Source organism: Effusibacillus pohliae DSM 22757 (assembly GCF_000376225.1).
GTDB lineage: Bacteria > Bacillota > Bacilli > Tumebacillales > Effusibacillaceae > Effusibacillus > Effusibacillus pohliae.
Map to the genome: position 1 here is coordinate 136,460 of NZ_AQXL01000135.1, position 17,962 is coordinate 154,421.

General features: G+C 52.5%; 22 protein-coding genes. 17 read left to right on the top strand and 5 right to left on the bottom strand.

Annotated elements, in window-relative coordinates; all coding sequences use genetic code 11:
- Positions 1 to 4: 4 nt before the first annotated feature.
- The 7 genes from C230_RS0118445 to C230_RS0118475 all read left to right on the top strand — a co-directional run bounded on the left by C230_RS0118445 (position 5) and on the right by C230_RS0118475 (position 9,154).
- Positions 5 to 952, top strand: coding sequence for a carbohydrate ABC transporter permease (locus C230_RS0118445; RefSeq protein WP_018133533.1), 948 nt, complete (start codon positions 5 to 7; stop codon positions 950 to 952).
- On the top strand, positions 952 to 1,776 hold the full coding sequence (locus tag C230_RS0118450) for a carbohydrate ABC transporter permease (protein ID WP_026174432.1): 825 nt from the start codon (positions 952 to 954) through the stop codon (positions 1,774 to 1,776). The genes C230_RS0118445 and C230_RS0118450 overlap by 1 nt, the downstream gene beginning before the upstream one ends.
- Before the next feature lie 30 nt (positions 1,777 to 1,806).
- Positions 1,807 to 3,171: an ABC transporter substrate-binding protein gene (locus tag C230_RS0118455; protein ID WP_018133535.1), complete on the top strand. Its 1,365-nt coding sequence runs from the start codon at positions 1,807 to 1,809 to the stop codon at positions 3,169 to 3,171.
- Between the two features lie 285 nt (positions 3,172 to 3,456).
- Positions 3,457 to 4,959 (top strand): glycerol kinase GlpK, encoded by a 1,503-nt coding sequence (gene glpK / locus C230_RS0118460; RefSeq protein WP_018133536.1) that lies wholly within the window; start codon positions 3,457 to 3,459, stop codon positions 4,957 to 4,959.
- Between the two features lie 151 nt (positions 4,960 to 5,110).
- Positions 5,111 to 6,772, top strand: a complete 1,662-nt coding sequence (locus tag C230_RS0118465; RefSeq protein ID WP_018133537.1) for a glycerol-3-phosphate dehydrogenase/oxidase — start codon at positions 5,111 to 5,113, stop codon at positions 6,770 to 6,772.
- Positions 6,773 to 6,793: 21 nt separating this feature from the next.
- Positions 6,794 to 7,345: a glycerol-3-phosphate responsive antiterminator gene (locus C230_RS0118470; RefSeq protein ID WP_018133538.1), complete on the top strand. Its 552-nt coding sequence runs from the start codon at positions 6,794 to 6,796 to the stop codon at positions 7,343 to 7,345.
- A gap of 63 nt (positions 7,346 to 7,408) precedes the next feature.
- Entirely contained in the window at positions 7,409 to 9,154 is a 1,746-nt protein-coding gene (locus C230_RS0118475; RefSeq protein ID WP_018133539.1) for a peptidoglycan D,D-transpeptidase FtsI family protein, read from the top strand.
- 59 nt (positions 9,155 to 9,213) lie between these two features.
- On the opposite strand, the gene C230_RS23675 is transcribed toward C230_RS0118475, so the two are convergent.
- Together C230_RS23675 and C230_RS22755 are read right to left on the bottom strand one after the other, a co-directional pair.
- On the bottom strand, positions 9,214 to 9,345 hold the full coding sequence (locus C230_RS23675; RefSeq protein WP_018133540.1) for a hypothetical protein: 132 nt from the start codon (positions 9,343 to 9,345) through the stop codon (positions 9,214 to 9,216).
- Between the two features lie 159 nt (positions 9,346 to 9,504).
- Positions 9,505 to 9,939 carry a putative periplasmic lipoprotein gene (locus tag C230_RS22755; RefSeq protein WP_156807516.1) on the bottom strand — a complete coding sequence of 145 codons (435 nt, stop codon included), beginning with the start codon at positions 9,937 to 9,939 and terminating at the stop codon, positions 9,505 to 9,507.
- A gap of 232 nt (positions 9,940 to 10,171) precedes the next feature.
- Between C230_RS22755 and C230_RS0118485 the strand changes: the two genes are divergently transcribed.
- Positions 10,172 to 10,627 (top strand): hypothetical protein, encoded by a 456-nt coding sequence (locus C230_RS0118485; protein ID WP_018133541.1) that lies wholly within the window; start codon positions 10,172 to 10,174, stop codon positions 10,625 to 10,627.
- Here C230_RS0118485 and C230_RS22760 read toward each other — a convergent pair whose 3' ends face one another.
- The 3 genes from C230_RS22760 to C230_RS0118500 all read right to left on the bottom strand — a co-directional run bounded on the left by C230_RS22760 (position 10,628) and on the right by C230_RS0118500 (position 11,555).
- Positions 10,628 to 10,771, bottom strand: coding sequence for a hypothetical protein (locus tag C230_RS22760; protein ID WP_018133542.1), 144 nt, complete (start codon positions 10,769 to 10,771; stop codon positions 10,628 to 10,630).
- A 147-nt stretch (positions 10,772 to 10,918) separates the two neighbouring features.
- Positions 10,919 to 11,341: a response regulator gene (locus C230_RS21020; RefSeq protein ID WP_018133543.1), complete on the bottom strand. Its 423-nt coding sequence runs from the start codon at positions 11,339 to 11,341 to the stop codon at positions 10,919 to 10,921.
- A 28-nt stretch (positions 11,342 to 11,369) separates the two neighbouring features.
- The gene (locus C230_RS0118500; RefSeq protein WP_018133544.1) at positions 11,370 to 11,555 is read right to left on the bottom strand and encodes a hypothetical protein; all 186 of its coding nucleotides are present in this window, start codon (positions 11,553 to 11,555) and stop codon (positions 11,370 to 11,372) included.
- 203 nt (positions 11,556 to 11,758) lie between these two features.
- On the opposite strand from C230_RS0118500, the gene C230_RS24005 reads away from it, so the two are divergent.
- From C230_RS24005 to lgt, 9 genes are all read left to right on the top strand, one after another.
- Complete coding sequence (locus C230_RS24005) at positions 11,759 to 12,235, top strand: AAA-type ATPase lid domain-containing protein (protein WP_156807517.1); 477 nt, start codon at positions 11,759 to 11,761, stop codon at positions 12,233 to 12,235.
- A gap of 141 nt (positions 12,236 to 12,376) precedes the next feature.
- A complete protein-coding gene (gene sigK, locus C230_RS0118510; RefSeq protein WP_018133546.1) occupies positions 12,377 to 13,078 on the top strand; it encodes an RNA polymerase sporulation sigma factor SigK in 702 nt (233 codons plus the stop codon).
- Between the two features lie 254 nt (positions 13,079 to 13,332).
- Positions 13,333 to 13,551 (top strand): hypothetical protein, encoded by a 219-nt coding sequence (locus tag C230_RS21025; protein WP_018133547.1) that lies wholly within the window; start codon positions 13,333 to 13,335, stop codon positions 13,549 to 13,551.
- Positions 13,552 to 13,557: 6 nt separating this feature from the next.
- Positions 13,558 to 13,842, top strand: coding sequence for a hypothetical protein (locus C230_RS23955; RefSeq protein ID WP_018133548.1), 285 nt, complete (start codon positions 13,558 to 13,560; stop codon positions 13,840 to 13,842).
- On the top strand, positions 13,835 to 15,487 hold the full coding sequence (gene merA, locus C230_RS0118525) for a mercury(II) reductase (protein WP_018133549.1): 1,653 nt from the start codon (positions 13,835 to 13,837) through the stop codon (positions 15,485 to 15,487). Before C230_RS23955 ends, merA begins: the two co-directional genes overlap by 8 nt.
- Before the next feature lie 40 nt (positions 15,488 to 15,527).
- A complete protein-coding gene (locus C230_RS0118530) occupies positions 15,528 to 15,863 on the top strand; it encodes an ArsR/SmtB family transcription factor (protein WP_018133550.1) in 336 nt (111 codons plus the stop codon).
- A 27-nt stretch (positions 15,864 to 15,890) separates the two neighbouring features.
- Entirely contained in the window at positions 15,891 to 16,382 is a 492-nt protein-coding gene (locus tag C230_RS0118535; RefSeq protein ID WP_018133551.1) for a TlpA family protein disulfide reductase, read from the top strand.
- Positions 16,369 to 17,019: a cytochrome c biogenesis CcdA family protein gene (locus C230_RS0118540; RefSeq protein ID WP_018133552.1), complete on the top strand. Its 651-nt coding sequence runs from the start codon at positions 16,369 to 16,371 to the stop codon at positions 17,017 to 17,019. Before C230_RS0118535 ends, C230_RS0118540 begins: the two co-directional genes overlap by 14 nt.
- Before the next feature lie 13 nt (positions 17,020 to 17,032).
- Entirely contained in the window at positions 17,033 to 17,836 is an 804-nt protein-coding gene (gene lgt / locus C230_RS0118545) for a prolipoprotein diacylglyceryl transferase (protein WP_018133553.1), read from the top strand.
- The last annotated feature ends 126 nt before the right edge of the window (positions 17,837 to 17,962 follow it).

The window sequence follows — 17,962 nt, forward strand, 5'->3', positions numbered from 1 at the left end:
TTTCTTGGAATTGATAGACAAACGCAACCTTGAAATCGGGGGAGCAGCTTTGCCGATGAAATCTAATAAACCTGTGCGAAGGGGCTGGCGGAATTTGTGGACTGCAACGCCCTTTTTACTCCCTTCGTTGTTTCTGTTTGTCGTGTTCTTTTTTTATCCAATGTTTAAAACGATTTACTTAAGCTTCTACCTCACGAACGCGCGCGGGGATGCCAAGCAATGGGTCGGTTGGCTGCAATATAAAGAGATGCTTACGTCACCCGAGTTTCACAATAGTTTAATGGTAACCCTAACATTCGTGATTTTGACGGTGGTTCCGGGGATCCTGTTGGCGTTATTCTTGGCGCTGCTGGTATCCAAACCGATTCGCGGCATCACATTTTTCCGTACGCTGATCATTTCTCCGGTTACTGTATCAGTCGCAACCGCTTCGACGATCGGGCTTCTCTTGTTTAATCCGAGTGTGAGCATCATCACCTACGCGCTTCGGATCTTTGGAGTGAAGGAAATTGCCTGGCTTACCGATCCTTTCTGGGCGATGATAGCGGTTTCGATGGTTACGATATGGCTTGGTGTTGGGTTTAATACGATTATACTGCTGGGGGGATTGCAATCGATACCGAATGAAATTCTTGAAAGCTCGTTAATCGATGGAGCCGGTTTTTGGTGCCGTCTGCGTCACGTGATTCTTCCGCTTTTGTCGCCCAGCCTGTTCTTTGTATTAATTGTGTCGGTAATCGGAGCGTTTCAATCGTTTGGCCAGGTGAATATCCTGACCCAGGGCGGGCCTTCAGGGGCCACAAATCTAATTGTGTATTCCATCTACAGAAACGCATTCTTTAACTTTCAGTTTGGGTATGCGTCAGCACAATCGATTGCGTTATTTCTGATCATCTTGACACTCACCATGATTCAGTTTCTCGTGGTGGAAAGGAAGGTGCATTACCAGTGATGCAGACAAAAAAAGTTGCGTTGTCCCTGCACTATCTGATTCTTGTTCTCACTGCTCTCGTGATCGCCTTCCCGATTCTGTTTGCATTGCTGACAAGCCTCATGACACCGGAAGATACGACCGCTTATCCGCCGCGTCTGATTCCGTCTTCCATCCATTTGGCGAACTATGTGGAGGCTTTGCGGACTGCGCCACTGGGCCGTTTCATTTTTAATAGTTTGGTAGTTTCCACTCTAATTGTAACCGGACAGCTTATCACTTCCAGCCTGAGTGCGTACGCATTTTCATTTTTGCGATTTCCCGGTCGCCAGGTGATCTTTTATATTTTCTTATCCACGATGATGATCCCGTGGGAAGTCACTTTGATTCCGAACTACCTGACAATGAAATATCTTGGTTGGCTGAGTACTTATCAAGGGTTGGCAGCTCCTTTTCTTGCTTCCGCATTTGGCACATTTTTGCTGCGTCAGTTTTACCTGCAAATTCCTAAGGAGCTTTATGAAGCAGCCACTATTGATGGATGCGGACATTGGCGGTTTTTTTTGAAGGTGGTATTGCCTCTTTCAAGGCCCGTTTTGGGAACGTTGGGTGTTTATGCTTTTTTACAGTCTTGGAACATGTACCTCTGGCCGCTTTTAATCACCAATAAAACCTCGATGAGAACAGTTCAAGTCGGGATCAGTATGTTGCAGTTTGAAGAGGCGTTATCCTGGAATCTGGTCATGGCGGGCGTGGTGATGGTTTTGCTCCCGACCATTCTGCTATTAATTATCGGACAACGTCAGTTGATAAGAGGGTTAATGGCGGGGGCAGTAAAAGGATAGACAAATCCAAAGTGTACAAGGAGGATGATTATGAGAAAAGGAATTCTGGCAGGGTTGCTGACTTTGGCGATGGGTGTATCACCTCTGGTGGCCGGTTGTTCCAGCTCGCAAGAAACAGGGAAAAATGCGGACGGCGGAGAGAAAGGAGTTACAGAAATCACACTGTGGCATGCGATGGGGGGAGCAGCGGGGAAAGGTTTGGATGCTCTCGTTCAACAATTTAATGAGACCCATTCGAATATCAAAGTGACAGCGGTCTACCAAGGTTCATACGATGACGAGTTTAATAAATTCAAAACGGTGCAGGGCAGCGACGCGGCGCCGTCGCTGATGCAGGTGTACGATATTGGGACCCGTTTTATGATTGACTCCGATTCGATTGTCCCCGTGCAAAAATTTATCGACGAAGATCACTACGATATTTCCGATTTCGAACCGAATATTTTGTCCTACTATCGGTTGGATAACAAGTTATATTCGATGCCGATGAACGTGTCCACCCCGATCCTCTACTACAATAAGACGGCGTTTCAGAAAGCCGGATTGGATCCGAACAAACCGCCCCAAACTTGGAAAGAGGTAGAGGACTATGCAAAGAAGTTGACCAAAAAGGGCACTGATGGCAAAGTGGAGCAATATGGCATTTCGCTAGCGATATATGGATGGTTTTTTGAGCAATATCTGGCCAATCAAGGAGCTTTATATGCGAACAATGGGAACGGCCGGAAAGATCGCGCGACAGAGGCGATAGTGAACAAGGAGGCAGGAGTCCGATTTGTCGACTGGTGGAAGAAACTGTATGACGATGGTGTTCTCGGCAATTTTGGCCGCAAAACGTCCGACACGCAAGCGGCGTTTACCGCGGGAAAAACAGCTATGTTCATCGATTCGACGGGAGTGGCTCGCGGAATCGTTGACGGCGTCGGAAGCAAGTTCCAGATTGGAACGGCGCCTCTCCCCAAAGCGGAAGGTTCGCCAGGTGGTGTGATTATTGGAGGCGGATCATTGTGGATCATGAAAGATCAACCGGCAACCAAGCAAAAAGCCGCCTGGGAGTTTGTTAAGTTCATTAGCGAGCCGAAACAGCAAGCGTTCTGGCACACGGCAACCGGGTATTTCCCGATTCGCACTAAGGCGTATGACGAGCCGCTTTTGAAAGAGTTTGATGAGAAGTATCCGCAGTTTAAAGTAGCTGTTCAACAATTACATGATACAAAACTGTCAGAGGCCACAACTGGAGCCGTGATTGGTGTTTTCCCGGAGGCGCGTACAACAATTGAAACCGCAATCGAAGATGTTCTTTTAAACAAGAAGACATCGCAACAGGCCTTGGATGAGGCCAATAGGAAGATCACAGATTCAATCGGTAAATACAATCAGATCTATAAGAAGTAACATTGCCGATTACAGGGATCTTAAAATTGATTAGACCATTGGCATAAATCGGGAGGGCGTCATGGGCGGAATCCAAGATCGCCCTCTCCCACTTTCCAACCTGAATACCAGTAATAGAACAGGGCATAAACGTAACTCCAAGAAGAGAGTCTTGCCGGCTGGCGTGAAAGAGTCGGCTAGACTTGCGGCTCGTAGGGACTGTCTGCAGCGCAGAACGTCACGATAACGGAGAATTACAGCTCTCTAAATCCAACTAATGCAACAAAGAGACAAAGGGGGATCGCTATGAAAAAACAATATGTCCTGGCCCTGGATCAGGGGACGACCAGTTCGCGCGCCATTTTGTTTGACCAATCGGGTTCGATTGTGGGAATTGCGCAAAAAGAGTTTACCCAGATCTATCCGAAGCCGGGCTGGGTGGAGCACGATCCGATGGAAATCTGGGGGACGCAGAGCGGCGTGGCGCGGGAAGTGCTGGAGACGAAAGGCGTGCGCCCGGAGGAAGTGGCGGCGATCGGCATCACCAACCAACGGGAGACGACGGTCGTGTGGGACAAGAACACGGGCAAACCGGTGTACAACGCGATCGTCTGGCAGGACCGCAGAACGGCCGGAATTTGCGACGAATTGAAGGAAAAAGGGCTGGAACCGTATATCCGGGAAACGACCGGCCTGGTGGCGGATGCGTATTTTTCCGGCACCAAAGTGAAGTGGATTCTGGACAATGTCGAAGGCGCACGGGAAAAAGCGGAAAACGGTGAGCTGCTGTTCGGCACGATCGACACCTGGCTGATCTGGAATCTGACGCGCGGCAAAATCCACGTCACCGATTACTCGAACGCGTCCCGCACGATGCTGTACAACATTAAGCAACTGAAATGGGACGAAAAAATGCTCACGGAACTCGGCATCCCCGCCTCCCTGCTGCCGCAGGTACGGCCGTCAAGCGATGTGTACGGCGTGACTGATCCGCAAATTTTTGGCGGCGTGGAAATTCCGATCGCTGGCGTGGCGGGGGATCAGCAGGCCGCCCTGTTCGGCCAGACCTGCTTTGCGCCCGGACAGGCGAAAAACACGTACGGCACCGGCTGCTTCATGTTGATGAACACCGGCGAAAAAGCGGTTGCATCGAAGGCCGGCCTGCTGACGACGATTGCCTGGGGGATCGACGGCAAGGTGGAATACGCGCTGGAAGGCAGTATTTTCATCGCCGGTGCGGCCGTGCAATGGCTGCGGGACGGACTGCGGCTGATCGATTCCGCACCTGACTCGGAGTATTACGCCAGCAAAGTGGAGGATACGGATGGTGTGTATGTGGTGCCGGCATTTGCCGGGTTGGGGGCCCCCTACTGGGATATGTACGCCCGTGGCGCCATTTTCGGTTTGACGCGCGGCACTCGCAAGGAGCACCTGATCCGCGCCACCCTGCACTCGCTTGCCTATCAGACAAAAGACGTGCTGAGCGCGATGGAAAGCGATTCCGGCATCCGTTTGCAGGCGCTGCGGGTGGACGGCGGTGCGACCGCCAACAACCTGTTGATGCAGTTTCAGGCTGACATTTTGGGCGTACAGGTGGAACGGCCGGCGATCACCGAAACGACCGCGCTGGGGGCTGCGTACCTGGCCGGCATCGCGGTCGGATTCTGGAACAAACAGGAGCTTGCGAGCGATTCCCGCCTCGACGCGGTGTTCGAGCCGCAGATGGACGAACAGACCCGAAGCAGGCTGTACAAAGGGTGGAAAAAAGCGGTCAAGCGTACGATGCACTGGGAGAAAGACGAGGAATAGAATTTTCCCCGCACATGAGGTATAATGAAAATGCAACAACATAGATTTCAGGTCTGAGACGATTGAGAGACCGCAGCAAGGTGACTGTTCCTGAAGTGGAGAGTCTCCTTTGTTGTGGTCTCTTTTTATTGATGGGAAAGGGGAATCGGAGATGGTGGCAGGACGGCAGTTGTCCGTTTTTCAACGAAGCGACTATTTGCAGGAAATGGCGGCGGGAAAATTGGACTTGTTGGTGATCGGTGGCGGGATAACCGGTGCCGGCATTGTTCTCGATGCAGCCTCCCGCGGAATGCGGGTTGGTTTGGTGGAGAAGCAGGACTTCGGGGCTGGCACAAGCAGCCGCTCGACCAAGTTAATTCACGGCGGGTTGCGCTATCTGAAACAGGGGGAAGTCACTCTGGTCCGGGAAGTGGGGAGAGAACGCGAGATTCTGTACCGGAATGCTCCGCACATCGTGATCCCGGAAAAAATGTTGCTGCCGCTGGTGAAAGGCGGCACTTACGGGAAACTGGCGACCTCGGTCGGGCTGTGGATCTACGATCGGTTGGCGGGCGTGAAACCGGAAGAACGGCGCGTGATGCTGTCGAAACAGCAGACAGAAGAGCAGGAGCCGTTGCTCCGCAAGGACATCTTGAAAGGCGGCGGGTTGTATATCGAGTACCGGACGGACGATGCCCGGCTGACGGTGGAAGTGATGAAAACGGCGGCTGCACACGGCGCGTTGTGCGTCAACTATGCGGAGGCGATCCGGTTTCTTTACACCGGGCAAAAACTGATCGGTTCCCAGGTACGGGACCAGCTGACGGGTGAAATCTATGAAGTATACGCGAAACAGATCGTCAACGCAGCCGGTCCCTGGGTCGACCGCTTGCGGGAACAGGACGGATCGCTGTACGGCAAACGCCTGCATCTGACAAAAGGTGTGCACCTGGTTGTTCCGCATCGGCGGTTGCCGCTCAGGCAGTCGGTCTATTTTGACGTGCCGGACGGGCGCATGATCTTTGCCATTCCGCGGGACGGTTGTACGTATATCGGCACAACCGATACCGACTATCAGGGCAGCCTCGAAAAACCGCGGGTGACGAAAGAAGACGTGGACTATTTGCTGGTGGCTGTCAACCAGATGTTCCCGAGCGTACACTTGCAGCCGGAAGACATTGTATCGAGCTGGGCGGGGCTGCGTCCGCTGATTCACGAAGACGGCAAATCGCCGTCCGAGCTGTCGCGCAGAGACGAGATTTTCCATTCCCCGAGCGGACTGATCACGATTGCCGGCGGGAAGCTGACCGGTTTCCGGAAAATGGCGGAACGGGTGGTCGACCTGGTTGCGAAGCGGTTGACGGAACTGGAAGGAAGACAGTTTCCAGACTGCTTTACCGATCGGATTGTATTGTCCGGCGGGGACTTTTCCGGAGTCGGAGGGATCTCCGCGTTTGCGGACCATCTCATGCAGGCCGCCGGCCGTTTGGGGCTTGAACGTCAGCATGTCCGTTCGCTTGTCGGAAAATACGGCACCCGAGCAGCCGATATTTTACGCCGGCTGGAGCAGGCGGACGATCGGAGCGGCGATCCGGAAACCATCCTCATGCGGGCGGAACTGTGGTATTGTATGGAAGAGGAAATGGCCGTCACCCTGAATGATTTTCTGATTCGGCGAACGGGACGGCTATTGTTTGACCGGGCGAGCGTCGAGCGGATCGGGCCGATTTTGCTCGAGGAGATGGCGGAAGCGTTCAATTGGACGGAACAGGAGAAAAATGAGCGCCTGCGCGAGTTTCAAGAAGAATACGAGGCGGCAGTCGAGTTCGTGTGAGGAAAAGGGGGAAACGACCGGATGAAACCACATTCTGTGATCCCGGCGGTTCGCGGGTTCAAAGAACTGGAAAAAGCGCTGTCGGCTCCTTCCGACACGCTTTTCCTGCTGGAAGGGGAACTGATTCACCTGCGGCATCTGGTGGAGGGAGTGAAGCGGGCGAACAAAAAAATTTTTCTGCATCTGGACCTGGTCAAAGGGATCAAAGAGGATGAAGCGGCAATCCATTATCTGGCGAAAGACATCAAGATTGACGGAATCATCAGCACGCGCACTTCCAGCCTGCTGCATGCCAAAAAGTACGGGTTGACCACCGTCCAGCGGGGGTTTTTGATCGATTCGCAGTCGGTCAGGACGATCCTGAAATCGGCCGAGCACGGAAAGCCGGACTATATCGAACTGCTGCCCAGTTATTCCTACCCGAAGGTGCAGGAAGTGAAGGAGGGAACCGGGGTCCAGATCATTTTGGGGGGATTCATCGACCGGGACACCGATCTGCCGGTCCTGTTCGAGGCGGGAGCGGTCGCCGTCTCCACCAGCCGCAGCGAATTGTGGAATTATCCAGGGAGCTGATTAAACCGCTTCGCTTCCGTCAAGACTGGCTGCTAGACCAACCAGTCGACGGGGGTGGGGCGCATGAACTCCAAAATTTTGTTGCAGCGGCGCCTGGTGCTGCTGTTGAGCCTGATTACGTTTGGACTTGTCGCCTTGCTGGGGCGACTTTTTTACATTCAGGTATGGGCGCGGCATGATTTGCACGGTCGGGATCTGGTTGAGGCGGCGGTTGCCCAGCGGCGGGAGACGTTTGAAATCGATTCCGGACGGGGTGACATTTTGGACCGGAATGGGGAATCGCTGACCGGTTCGCGACTGCGCGGCGTGCTGGTGATGCCGCTGTGGCAGGGGGAGATCGATCCGGCGAAAGTCGATGAATTGGCTTCCATTTTGCAGGCGAATCCGGAAGAAGTGCAGACCGCGTTGCGGAATATCAACCGTCCAACGCTCTTGCGCCTGCCCAGTGCAAACGGCAAACCGCAAATCGTTGAATTGACGGAACAGCAGGCTGAGAGAATCGACCGGCTGCAATTTCCTGGCGTGTATGCGAAACAGGTCAAGGTCCGCTATGACGAACATTCGCTCGCCCGCCATGTGATCGGCTTCATCGGCCAGGACCCGGACCTGGTGCGGAACGCGTTCGGCGGCAAATACGCGCTGGACGAAAAAGTCGGCAAGCTGGGGCTCGAGTTTCTGTTTCAGGAGGATCTGCGCGGGTTGGGCCGGGGCAAAACGATCTCCTACTTCACGGATGCGGAAGGACGTCCGGTTAACGGGCTGGGGATCCGCATGACGGACGAAGAAAATCGGGCGTTGTCGGTCAAAACCACACTGCATCGAAACGTACAGAAAGCGGTCGAAGCGGCGATGGACAAGTACGGCTTGCAAAAAGGGGCGGTCGTGGTGCTCGACGCGAAAACGGAAGACATCCTGGCGATGGCGAGCCGGCCGCAATATGACCAAAACGCGCTGGTCAAACAGGCCGAGTACCCGGTGAACCGGGCGATCCAGGCAAATTTTCCGGGATCGGTGTTCAAGACGGTGATCGCGGCGGCCGCCCTGGAAAAAGGGGTGGTCCATGCGGGCGACGTGTACACTTGCCCCGGCTATCTGGAGATCGGCGAGGGTAGGCTCAACTGCTGGACCGAGCATGGACGGATCACGGCGGAGCAGGGGTTTGCCCAATCGTGCAACGTTGTATTCGCCAGCCTTGCGATGAAGCTGGGCCGTCCGGCCATCGAGGAATATGCGAAGAAACTGGGGCTTGGTCAACCGGCCACCGATCCGGTCGACGGCAAGCCGCAGTTTGACCGGGAGGATCCCGGCCGGATTTTTGCCAAGAACGAAACGTCCTGGCGGCTGCTGGCCAATACGGGAATCGGCCAGGAGGATGTCCGAATCTCCCCACTGCAAGCGGCTCACCTGATGGCGGTGATCGCCAACAACGGAAAAGCGGGCAAACCGCGGCTTGTGCAGGAACTGGTCACGAGCAGCGACGGGATGTTGTACAAGTCGTTTCCGCCGGGAGAAAAGCGGATGGCGCTCGAGCCGGCGACAGTGAACGAACTGAAACGGTGGATGACGCAGGTGGTGGCTTCCCCGAAAGGCACCGCCCACTCCTTAAGTTCGGTGAAAGTGTCGGTTGCCGGAAAAACGGGCACCGCCCAGACGGGGCAGCCGAATGCGTACCACCACTGGTTTGCCGGTTACGCGCCCGCCGACCAGCCGAAGTATGCGATCGCCGTGCTGGCGGAGGACGTGACAGACGGCGCGGGCAGCCAGCTTGTGCAGAGTGTGGCGAAAGAGATTGTGGACAGGTTGTTTTGAGATGTTTCCGGGAAAAGAACGGGCCGCACACGGGAATGCGGCCTTTTGTTTATGGAAACTTACAGTTGGTGCCAGTCGGTGAAATTGGAAATCAGGTCGGGCAGTGCCTGGAGCAATTCGAAACACTGAAAGGCCGCAAGCGGTAAGCCTACCAGATACAACAAGCCTTCTCCAAAGTAGTGAAACAACATCGCAACCGCCCCCTTCAAATTGTGAATAAATTGTGAACCAAAGTATAACAAAATTCAAACAAGATTGCAAATTTGACCGGGGAGCCTGAAGCGGGAGATCTGTTAGGGGACTTGCACTTTATCCCGAGCGGCTGTCCGTTTCACCTTTCGTTCCAAATCTCATCTTTTGTCTGATACTTCTATCGCAAACACATAACTTGCCATTCCATTTTCCCATTGAGCTAAGATTTGATAAACAAAAACGCCTTTTTCTTTCGGAAGTACAATGGAATTCGTATCTGTTAAGGGGATTTTCCTAGTTTCATTACCGTTCCAAAGTTCTACTTGTAAAGACTGAGGAGGATTCTTAAAATTTATTGATAGTTTCGCTTTAGAAGGAGCTTCAGCAGGTTTATTTTTTTCAGCTACTTTGGGTGGGGTGTCAACGGGAGCAACAGAAGTTGATTTCGTAAAAAGGCCGCCACTCCAGGAATATCCATGAAGAACGACGGGTACAGTTTTGTCATCAACTTTTAAGGTTGGCGTCGGTGGTTGACTTGTTCCGCATCCTGTTAACAAAGCTGTGAGTAGCACCGCATAGAAGAAGGCTTTCATCTTTCATCTCCTTTAAACAGTAATTATTTTGCTTCTTTCAGTAGACGAGCAAATTCAGCAATTGTTTGACCTCTATGATTTTCAGGAAAGCTTTTGTTAACTACTGGTGCCAGTTTATTTTCATATACATAAATTCCAGAAGTTATCCATAGGACTGTAGTCCCTTTTTTGTCGGTCGGTCGTGGGGTAAAGTGGAGATTGTCATGATTTTGGATGTAGGAGTGTATCGAGCGTGACGACAGGAACAATCGCACGAGATGAGCAGCAAGCCAAACGCAAGCTGGAGATGGAGGAAAAGATCCTGCGTTACTTCCAGAACAAAGAGATTGCGAACGAACGGAAGGAAGAAAACAAGCTGCTGTTCGAGGAAATCGAGCAATTCTTTGAGGAAATGGAAGAAGAGGAACTGGTTTATCAACTGCCGAACGGGGAATATGCGGTGCTCACCAAAAAGGCGACCGTTCGCGAAGTATTGGACAAGGAAGCGCTGGCGCACGAGTTGCTGATCGCGAAAGACGAGCTGAAAACGCCGTTTGATTTTTCCATGTTGACGTCACAGGGAAAATTGACGCCCGACATGATCTCCCGCCACACGTCGACCGTCACCGATATACGGGTGAAGTTGAGCAAGCGAAAGACGAAACCGAGAAAGCGGAAAAGCGACGCGTCCATGCATGCGGGCCATTGATCAACGTTCGGCGGTCTCGCTTTCATCCGGATCATCGTCATGGAGCGAGATATAGAAAAATCCTCTTGCAATCAGCACGGCCAATACGGCGACTAACACGCAAAACAGGCAGGCGAGAAAGTAGACGATGGTCAGATGTTCCAACTGTGCCACACCCTTTCCGCATGAGTCACTTTTGGGGAGTGAAAAAGCAAGGGGATGTCCTTGCTTTTTGATCCGCGATGATCCGCCGGGCCTGTCCCCCCTATCGGGACGCTTTCAGTCGAGTCTCGTCTGATGGGATCCGCTGGCCTACCCGATCTGGTGAATCGGAGACTGCAGCACGCCGAGATCAGAACACCCCTGGGTCAGTTGCCGGATGTGGTCCGCCACAATATTCAGATCACAAGGTTTAAAAAGAAAATGGGAAGCGCCCAGTTCAAACCCCCGTTCCACGATTTTTGCCTGCGTCAGGGAAGTCAGCATAATGATTTTCGGGCAAGACTTAAGGCTCATCGTTTGCATTTTTTCCAATACGCCGATGCCGTCCAGCACCGGCATAATCACATCGAGAATCACGACATCGGGCGCATGCGCTTCGATCATTTCCAACACTTCATAGCCGTTGTACGCGACGCCTGTTACCCGCATGTCACGCTGTTGTCCGATAAATTCTTCCAACAGGTTTGCAAAATCCGGATAATTGTCCGCCACGAGAACTTTAATTGCCTCCACATGCATTCCTCCATCCGTGATCGCGACTCTAGATTTCGCACCAGTCGCAACCGCATTTCGCCAATTTTCGCGCCTCGTTGATCAACAGGTCGACGGAGATCGGAATGCCCCGTTCCTGACCGATCGCCAACGCTCGGGCGAGCAACTGTTCAAACGCCTTTTCCCGGGCGAGTTCCCGCTCTGTCAGAGATAAATCTGCATCCTTGCAGCGCATCGTGGTGTCACCTTCCAAAACCGTAAAATCGAGGATCAGTCCCTGTACTTCTTAATGTAAATGGAATCTGGCAAAGATTCGATAGGAAGTTTTGTCGAATGGTCATGTATTTTGAATTTTTTGTCGGGAACTTATTTCCAATTCCAGGTTTAGGAAGATAAGGATGACTCGCTTTTGGTGTCGCAATAAAAACAGCCCCCTTGATGCATGAGGGGCTGACACGAAATTGGGGAACTGCCGTTTGCTGTACAAGCAAAATTACTCCGGGTTCTGTAAGAACGCGAGATTCGTCGCGTCGGAGGAAGTTGGTCAAAAGCGACCGAAACAAAATCTGCCATGAATTCCAAATCGTCAGGCGGTTCACTCCTGAAACACTGGATCTTTTGTTGAACCATGATTATCCCGGAAACGTACGGGAATTACGAAATCTGGTAGAAGGTTTATGTGTCAGTGTGGAAGGGGAGTGGATCACGCCCGATGCATTACCCATTTATCTGCAAAAACGGCACGAACATTCGGCATCTCTAAAGGCTCAAATCGACGAAACGGAACGGCGAGCGATCCGGCAAGCGCTCAGGGAGGAAGGCAGCATCCGCAAAGCGGCCAAGCGGTTACAGATCAGTCATGCGACCCTTTTGCGAAAAATGCAAAAGCATGGAATCGAAATCGATCGGGATTGAGGATATTTCAATCAGGTGTGCATCATGTACGCGTCTTTTTTTGCTCAGACAGGCACAGCCGCCCAGATCGGCACATATAGTGAATCACAGGCGCAGCAGACGACGGATGTGTACATACTTTGTGGGAGGTGACCGACATCCATGCCTGGAATTCTGGCGGCAGTGGCTTGGTTGATCCGGGAAGTGGCGTTGTTTATTTCGTACATCAAGAACAACGCGTTCCCGCAGCCGTTGTCTGAGCAGGAGGAAGAAAAGTACCTGAAGCTGATGGCCTCCGGTGACGAGAATGCCCGCAACATCTTGATCGAGCACAACCTGCGTCTGGTTGCCCACATCGTGAAGAAGTTCGAAAATACGGGAGAAGACAACGAGGACCTCATCTCGATCGGCACGATTGGCTTGATTAAGGCGATCGAAAGTTTCCAGCCGAACAAAGGCACCAAATTGGCGACTTATGCTGCCAGATGTATAGAAAATGAAATCCTCATGCATTTGCGGTCCTTGAAGAAAACGCGCAAGGACGTGTCGTTGCACGATCCGATCGGCACGGACAAGGAGGGCAACGAAATCACGCTGATCGACGTGCTGGGAACGGAGTCGGACGATGTGATCGACAAAGTGCAACTGAAGATGGAGAAAGCGAAAATTTACGCGCGGCTGTCCCATTTGGACGAGCGGGAACAAGAAGTGATCCGCGGCCGTTTCGGCCTGCCGGACGGCGAGGAGAAGACGCAGCGGGAAATTGCGGAAGAGTTGGGCATCTCACGCTCCTACGTGTCCCGCATTGAGAAACGCGCCCTCACCAAACTGCTGCATGAACTGCGGCCGAAAAACCGGGAATAACACCGGCAAAATTTTTTTTGCAAAAGGCGAAACTTTTGGCTTGCAACTGTCGTCTTTAGCAGTAAACACAAATTCCTTTCCCCTTATTGCGAAGGTGTCCGTTCATGGGCACCTTCGTTCATACAGGTGAACATTTTGCAAAAAGGCTTGCGTAAAACAACAACATATTATAATATCAAAACATGACATGTATCAAAAAATTATAATTCATGGATGTGATATGCTAAATTTTTCCGGGGAGGGGGAGAGTCTGCATGGAGCAAAACAAGAGTCTGAAAGGTTGGTTGTTGATGGGGGCGGCATTTCTGTTTTGTCCCTGCCATCTGGTTTTCCTCGTTCCTTTGTTGGCGGGGACGGCGTTGGGAGGGATTCTCAGCCGGTACTGGGGAATTACGTCCGGCGTGTTAGCGGCGATCTTCGTCGTTTTGCTATGGCTCGGGTTCAAATTCCTCAACCAGGAGAAAAGAGGTTGACCGGTTGTGGCGGGTTGCTGTAATTTGCCTTCGAATTGGAAAGACGTTGTTGAGCATCCAACGGTTTGTCCAAAGTGCGGACTGGAGGGCGTTCGGATTGACGCCCGAAAACTGAAAGAAATTTTGAGCGGAGACAATTGGAACTTGGTGTTTAAGCCGGAAGAGTACTGCCGTTGCCTCAACAAGACCTGCTCCGTCTCGTTGTTTAGCCGAGTGGACAACATGTGGTTTTGGAACCAGGACCTGCTTGAACATGCAAGGTGGAAAGAAGGGAGTGCTCAGAATGAGTGAACGAAACAAAATTCGGGTTCGCATGGAAATCGAGGGCATGACTTGTACAGGGTGCGAACAGCATGTCGTTGCCGCATTGAAAAGTGCGGGAGCTGAAGATGTCTCGGCCAGCTTTCGTCGCGGGGAAGCCGTATTTTACGTGTCTGAAGGACAAGACCTGTCCGAATATGCGACCGTGGTCGAATCGGTGGGCTATCAGCCGGGACAGGTTGAGATTTTGTCGACGGAACGATCCGACTTACCCACCGGCCACCACGATTACGATTTCGTGATCATCGGTTCCGGAGGAGCGGCATTTTCTGCAGCCATCAAAGCGGTCGAGCATGGCGCGAGGGTGGCGATGATCGAACGGGGAACGATTGGCGGAACGTGCGTGAACATCGGGTGCGTTCCCTCGAAAACGATGTTGCGCGCCGGGGAGGTCAATCAATTGGCGAAATGCCATCCTTTTTCCGGGTTGAACACTTCCGCCGGAGAGGTTGATTTGGGAGTGCTTGTCCAGAACAAGGATCAACTTGTACATGAGATGCGCCAGAAAAAATACGAATCGCTGATCGACGAGTATGGGTTTGAATTGATTCGCGGCGAAGCGCGGTTTGTCGATGAGAAAACGATCGAAGTCAACGGTCGTTCGATCACCGCTCATGCGTTCCTGATTGCAACCGGAGCGTCTCCGTTGATTCCGGACATAGCGGGACTTAAGGACGTGCAGTATCTGACGAGCACCAGTGCTCTCCAACTGCAGGAGGTGCCAAAACGGCTTGCGGTGATCGGTTCCGGTTACATCGCGATGGAACTGGGGCAACTGTTCCACAATCTCGGGTCGCAAGTCACATTGATGCAACGCAGCAAACGCCTGCTTAAAGAATACGATCCCGAAATTGCGGACGCTGTGGAACAGTTTCTGACGGAACAAGGGATCGAACTGTTGAAAGGCGTTGTGTACGAGCGCGTGGAGGAAGCGGCGGGAGTCAAACGAATACACATCGAGGTCAACGGTAAAAAGCGGATCATTGAGGCGGATCACCTGCTGGTCGCAGCCGGACGCCGTCCCAACACCGATGCGTTGCATCTGGAGGTTGCGGGAGTGAAAGTCGGTTCCCGCGGAGAAGTCGTGGTGGATGAATATCTGCGTACCAGCAATCCTCGTGTCTATGCGGCGGGAGACGTGACGATGGGACCCCAATTTGTGTATGTGGCGGCTTATGAAGGCGGCATAGTGGCGGACAATGTGATGGGCGCGAATCGAAAAGCCGATCTTCGCCACGTTCCGGCGGTCACTTTCACCCATCCTTCGATCGCGACCGTCGGGCTGACCGAAGCACAAGCGAAAGCGAAGGGGTATCAGGTGAAAACTTCCGTGCTTCCGCTCGATGCGGTTCCGCGGGCGATTGTCAACCGGGAAACGATCGGTGTCTTCAAACTGGTCGCCGAGGCGACAAACCTTCGCATTCTCGGGGTCCATGTTGTCGCCGAAAATGCGGGGGATGTGATCTACGCGGCGACGCTTGCGGTCAAGTTCGGTTTGACGGTGGAGGATTTGCGGGAGAGCCTGGCTCCGTACCTGACGATGGCGGAAGGGTTGAAACTGGCGGCTCTCACGTTCAACAAAGACGTAAACAAACTTTCGTGTTGCGCGGGGTAAAGTAGCTACAAGCAACGATCACATGGAATGGAGGGATACCATGACAGAACCGATTAAAGACGTACAAGCCATTCAATCGGAATTGTTCGCCAAGTTCTTTCACGGGCTTTCGAACCCGACGCGCTACCGGATTGTTGAAATTCTTCTCAACGGGGAAAAAAGCGTCGGCGAGTTGGTTGAACTCCTCGGAGCCAAACAAAGCCAGGTGTCCAATCAGCTGGCGTGCTTGAAATGGTGCGGATACGTCACGTCCCGGCAAGAAGGGAAATACATCTATTATTCCATTGCGGACGAGCGGGTTCGAATGATTATCGAGTTGGCCCGCCAGGTGGTCGCGGACAACGCGGCTCACATCAACAGTTGCACCAGAATGTAAGCATCAGGTGGAGGGAGAAACCAAACCATGAATCGAAAACTCCTATTGACCGGGGTTTTGGCGGCCGCGGTAGCGGCATTGATCGTTCTGCTGTCAGGTGCGGGGAAAATGGCGGATACGACAAAATCCCAGGCGCTTCAATTTAACGTGAAAGACATTCAAGGGCAAGACGTTCAGCTCGATCCCCAAAAAACAAACGTCATGTTCTTTATGGCCGCCTGGTGCACATCCTGTAACGAATTGGAACATAATCTGAAGCAACTCGCCAACGATCCCAATGTGCAGGTCATCACAGTCGACGTGGACTCCACAGCGGATACCAAAGAGGCGTTGGCGGAGTTTCAAAAGAAGTACGGTGGACCGTGGGCGCACGTGCTCGACACGGATTCCGTTCTGCTTCAGAAGTTCCAAATCAATTCGCTCGACACGGTGATCATCGTCAAGAACGGACAGATCGTTCACCGAAGCATTCGACCCAGTCTGAAAACCATTCAGGAGGTTGTCCATGCCAAGTCTTAATCTGGGAATTGTCTTCAGTGCGGGTGCCGCGGCTGCGTTCAATCCTTGCGGCGTGGCGCTGCTGCCGGCTTTTGTCGCGTATTTGATGGGCGGACAGGAAGCGCGTTGGTCGAAAGGCGTCCAAGCGGGCGTCATGATGACATTGGGATTTCTGAGTGTCTTTCTGCCCCTGGGTCTTTTGACCGCCGCGTTTAAGGGGATTTTTGCACAATACCTGTCGGTCGTGATTGTCCTTGTGGGATTTTTCCTGGTTCTCGCGGGATTCGCCATGTTTTCAGGACGCAAATTGTTGAATATAAAAAGTTTCCAGGTAAAAAAAGGAAGAAATCGGGCGAAATCTTTCTATCTGTATGGGATCGCTTACGCCATCACGTCGCTTGGCTGCACCCTGCCCATTTTTTCTCTGCTTGTGGTGTCCGCTTTGACGGCCGGAGGCTTGTTCGACGGAATGGTGAAGTTCCTGGCCTACGGAATAGGCATGGGGATTGTGGTGACACTGATCTCCGTGGCGGCTGTCGTGTCGAGACAACTCGTCCAAAGCTTTATCCACAACGTTACACCCGTATTGAACAAATTGTCGGCTGTTTTGCTGATCGCATCGGGCATCTATTTGATGATGAAATATTGGACGTTTTGATGGGGGTGAGACCATGTACCCCATTTTATTCGAAGTTTTGGGATTTCCGATTCGGTCTTACGGCGTCCTCATGGCGCTCGGAGTGATCTTGGGCGTTTGGATCGCGAAAAAATGGTCGGACGAGGAACGATTCAAGGGTCACATTCAGGACTTCACCCTGTACGCTTTCTTGGGCGGACTGATTGGTGCAAGAATCTGGGAGGTGGCGTTCACCTGGGACCATTATGCGAACGATTGGCTTCAGGTGTTTGCCTTATGGAACGGGGGTCTGTCCGTTCAAGGCGGCTTGGTCGGCGGCGTTCTGGCGGGAGTGTGGTTTTGCAAAACACGGGGGATTCCCGTTTGGAAGTTTGCGGACGCGGTCGCGCCGGGCGTGATTCTGGGAATGGCTTTGGGGCGTATCGGCTGCTTGCTGACGGGAGACTGTTACGGAATCCCCACCGATACGTTCTGGGGGATCTCCTATCCGCCTGGCACGATCGCCTATCAGGCGTATGGATCGACGCCGTTGTACCCGACGGTTGGGTTTGAAGCATTCTTCGACTTTGTGATTCTCGGGATTCTCTTCATGACGAAACAGAAACGGTGTGTGGATGGTTTTCAATTTCTGTTGATGACCGGGCTGTATTCCGTGCAACGGTTCTTTCTGGAATTTCTGCGAGGGGACAGTTTGCGCACGGTCTTTCATCTGAAAACGGCGCAAGTGGCAAGCGTGTTAACGATTGTGGTTGTTGTTGGATTGTTAGGATACCTGAAAAAGCGAACCAAAGATTCAGCCGGATCTTCAGAACATGTAACCGATCCAAGCTTGTTGTGAGGGGGGAAACCGTTGTCGGACGGGATTCCATCTTCCGGTTATGGAGGAGATTGGGGGGACACACAGTGAAAAAAGTAGTTGTGGGTTTGGGAGCTTTCCTGCTGTTGCTGTTTGTTTTCTTGGCAG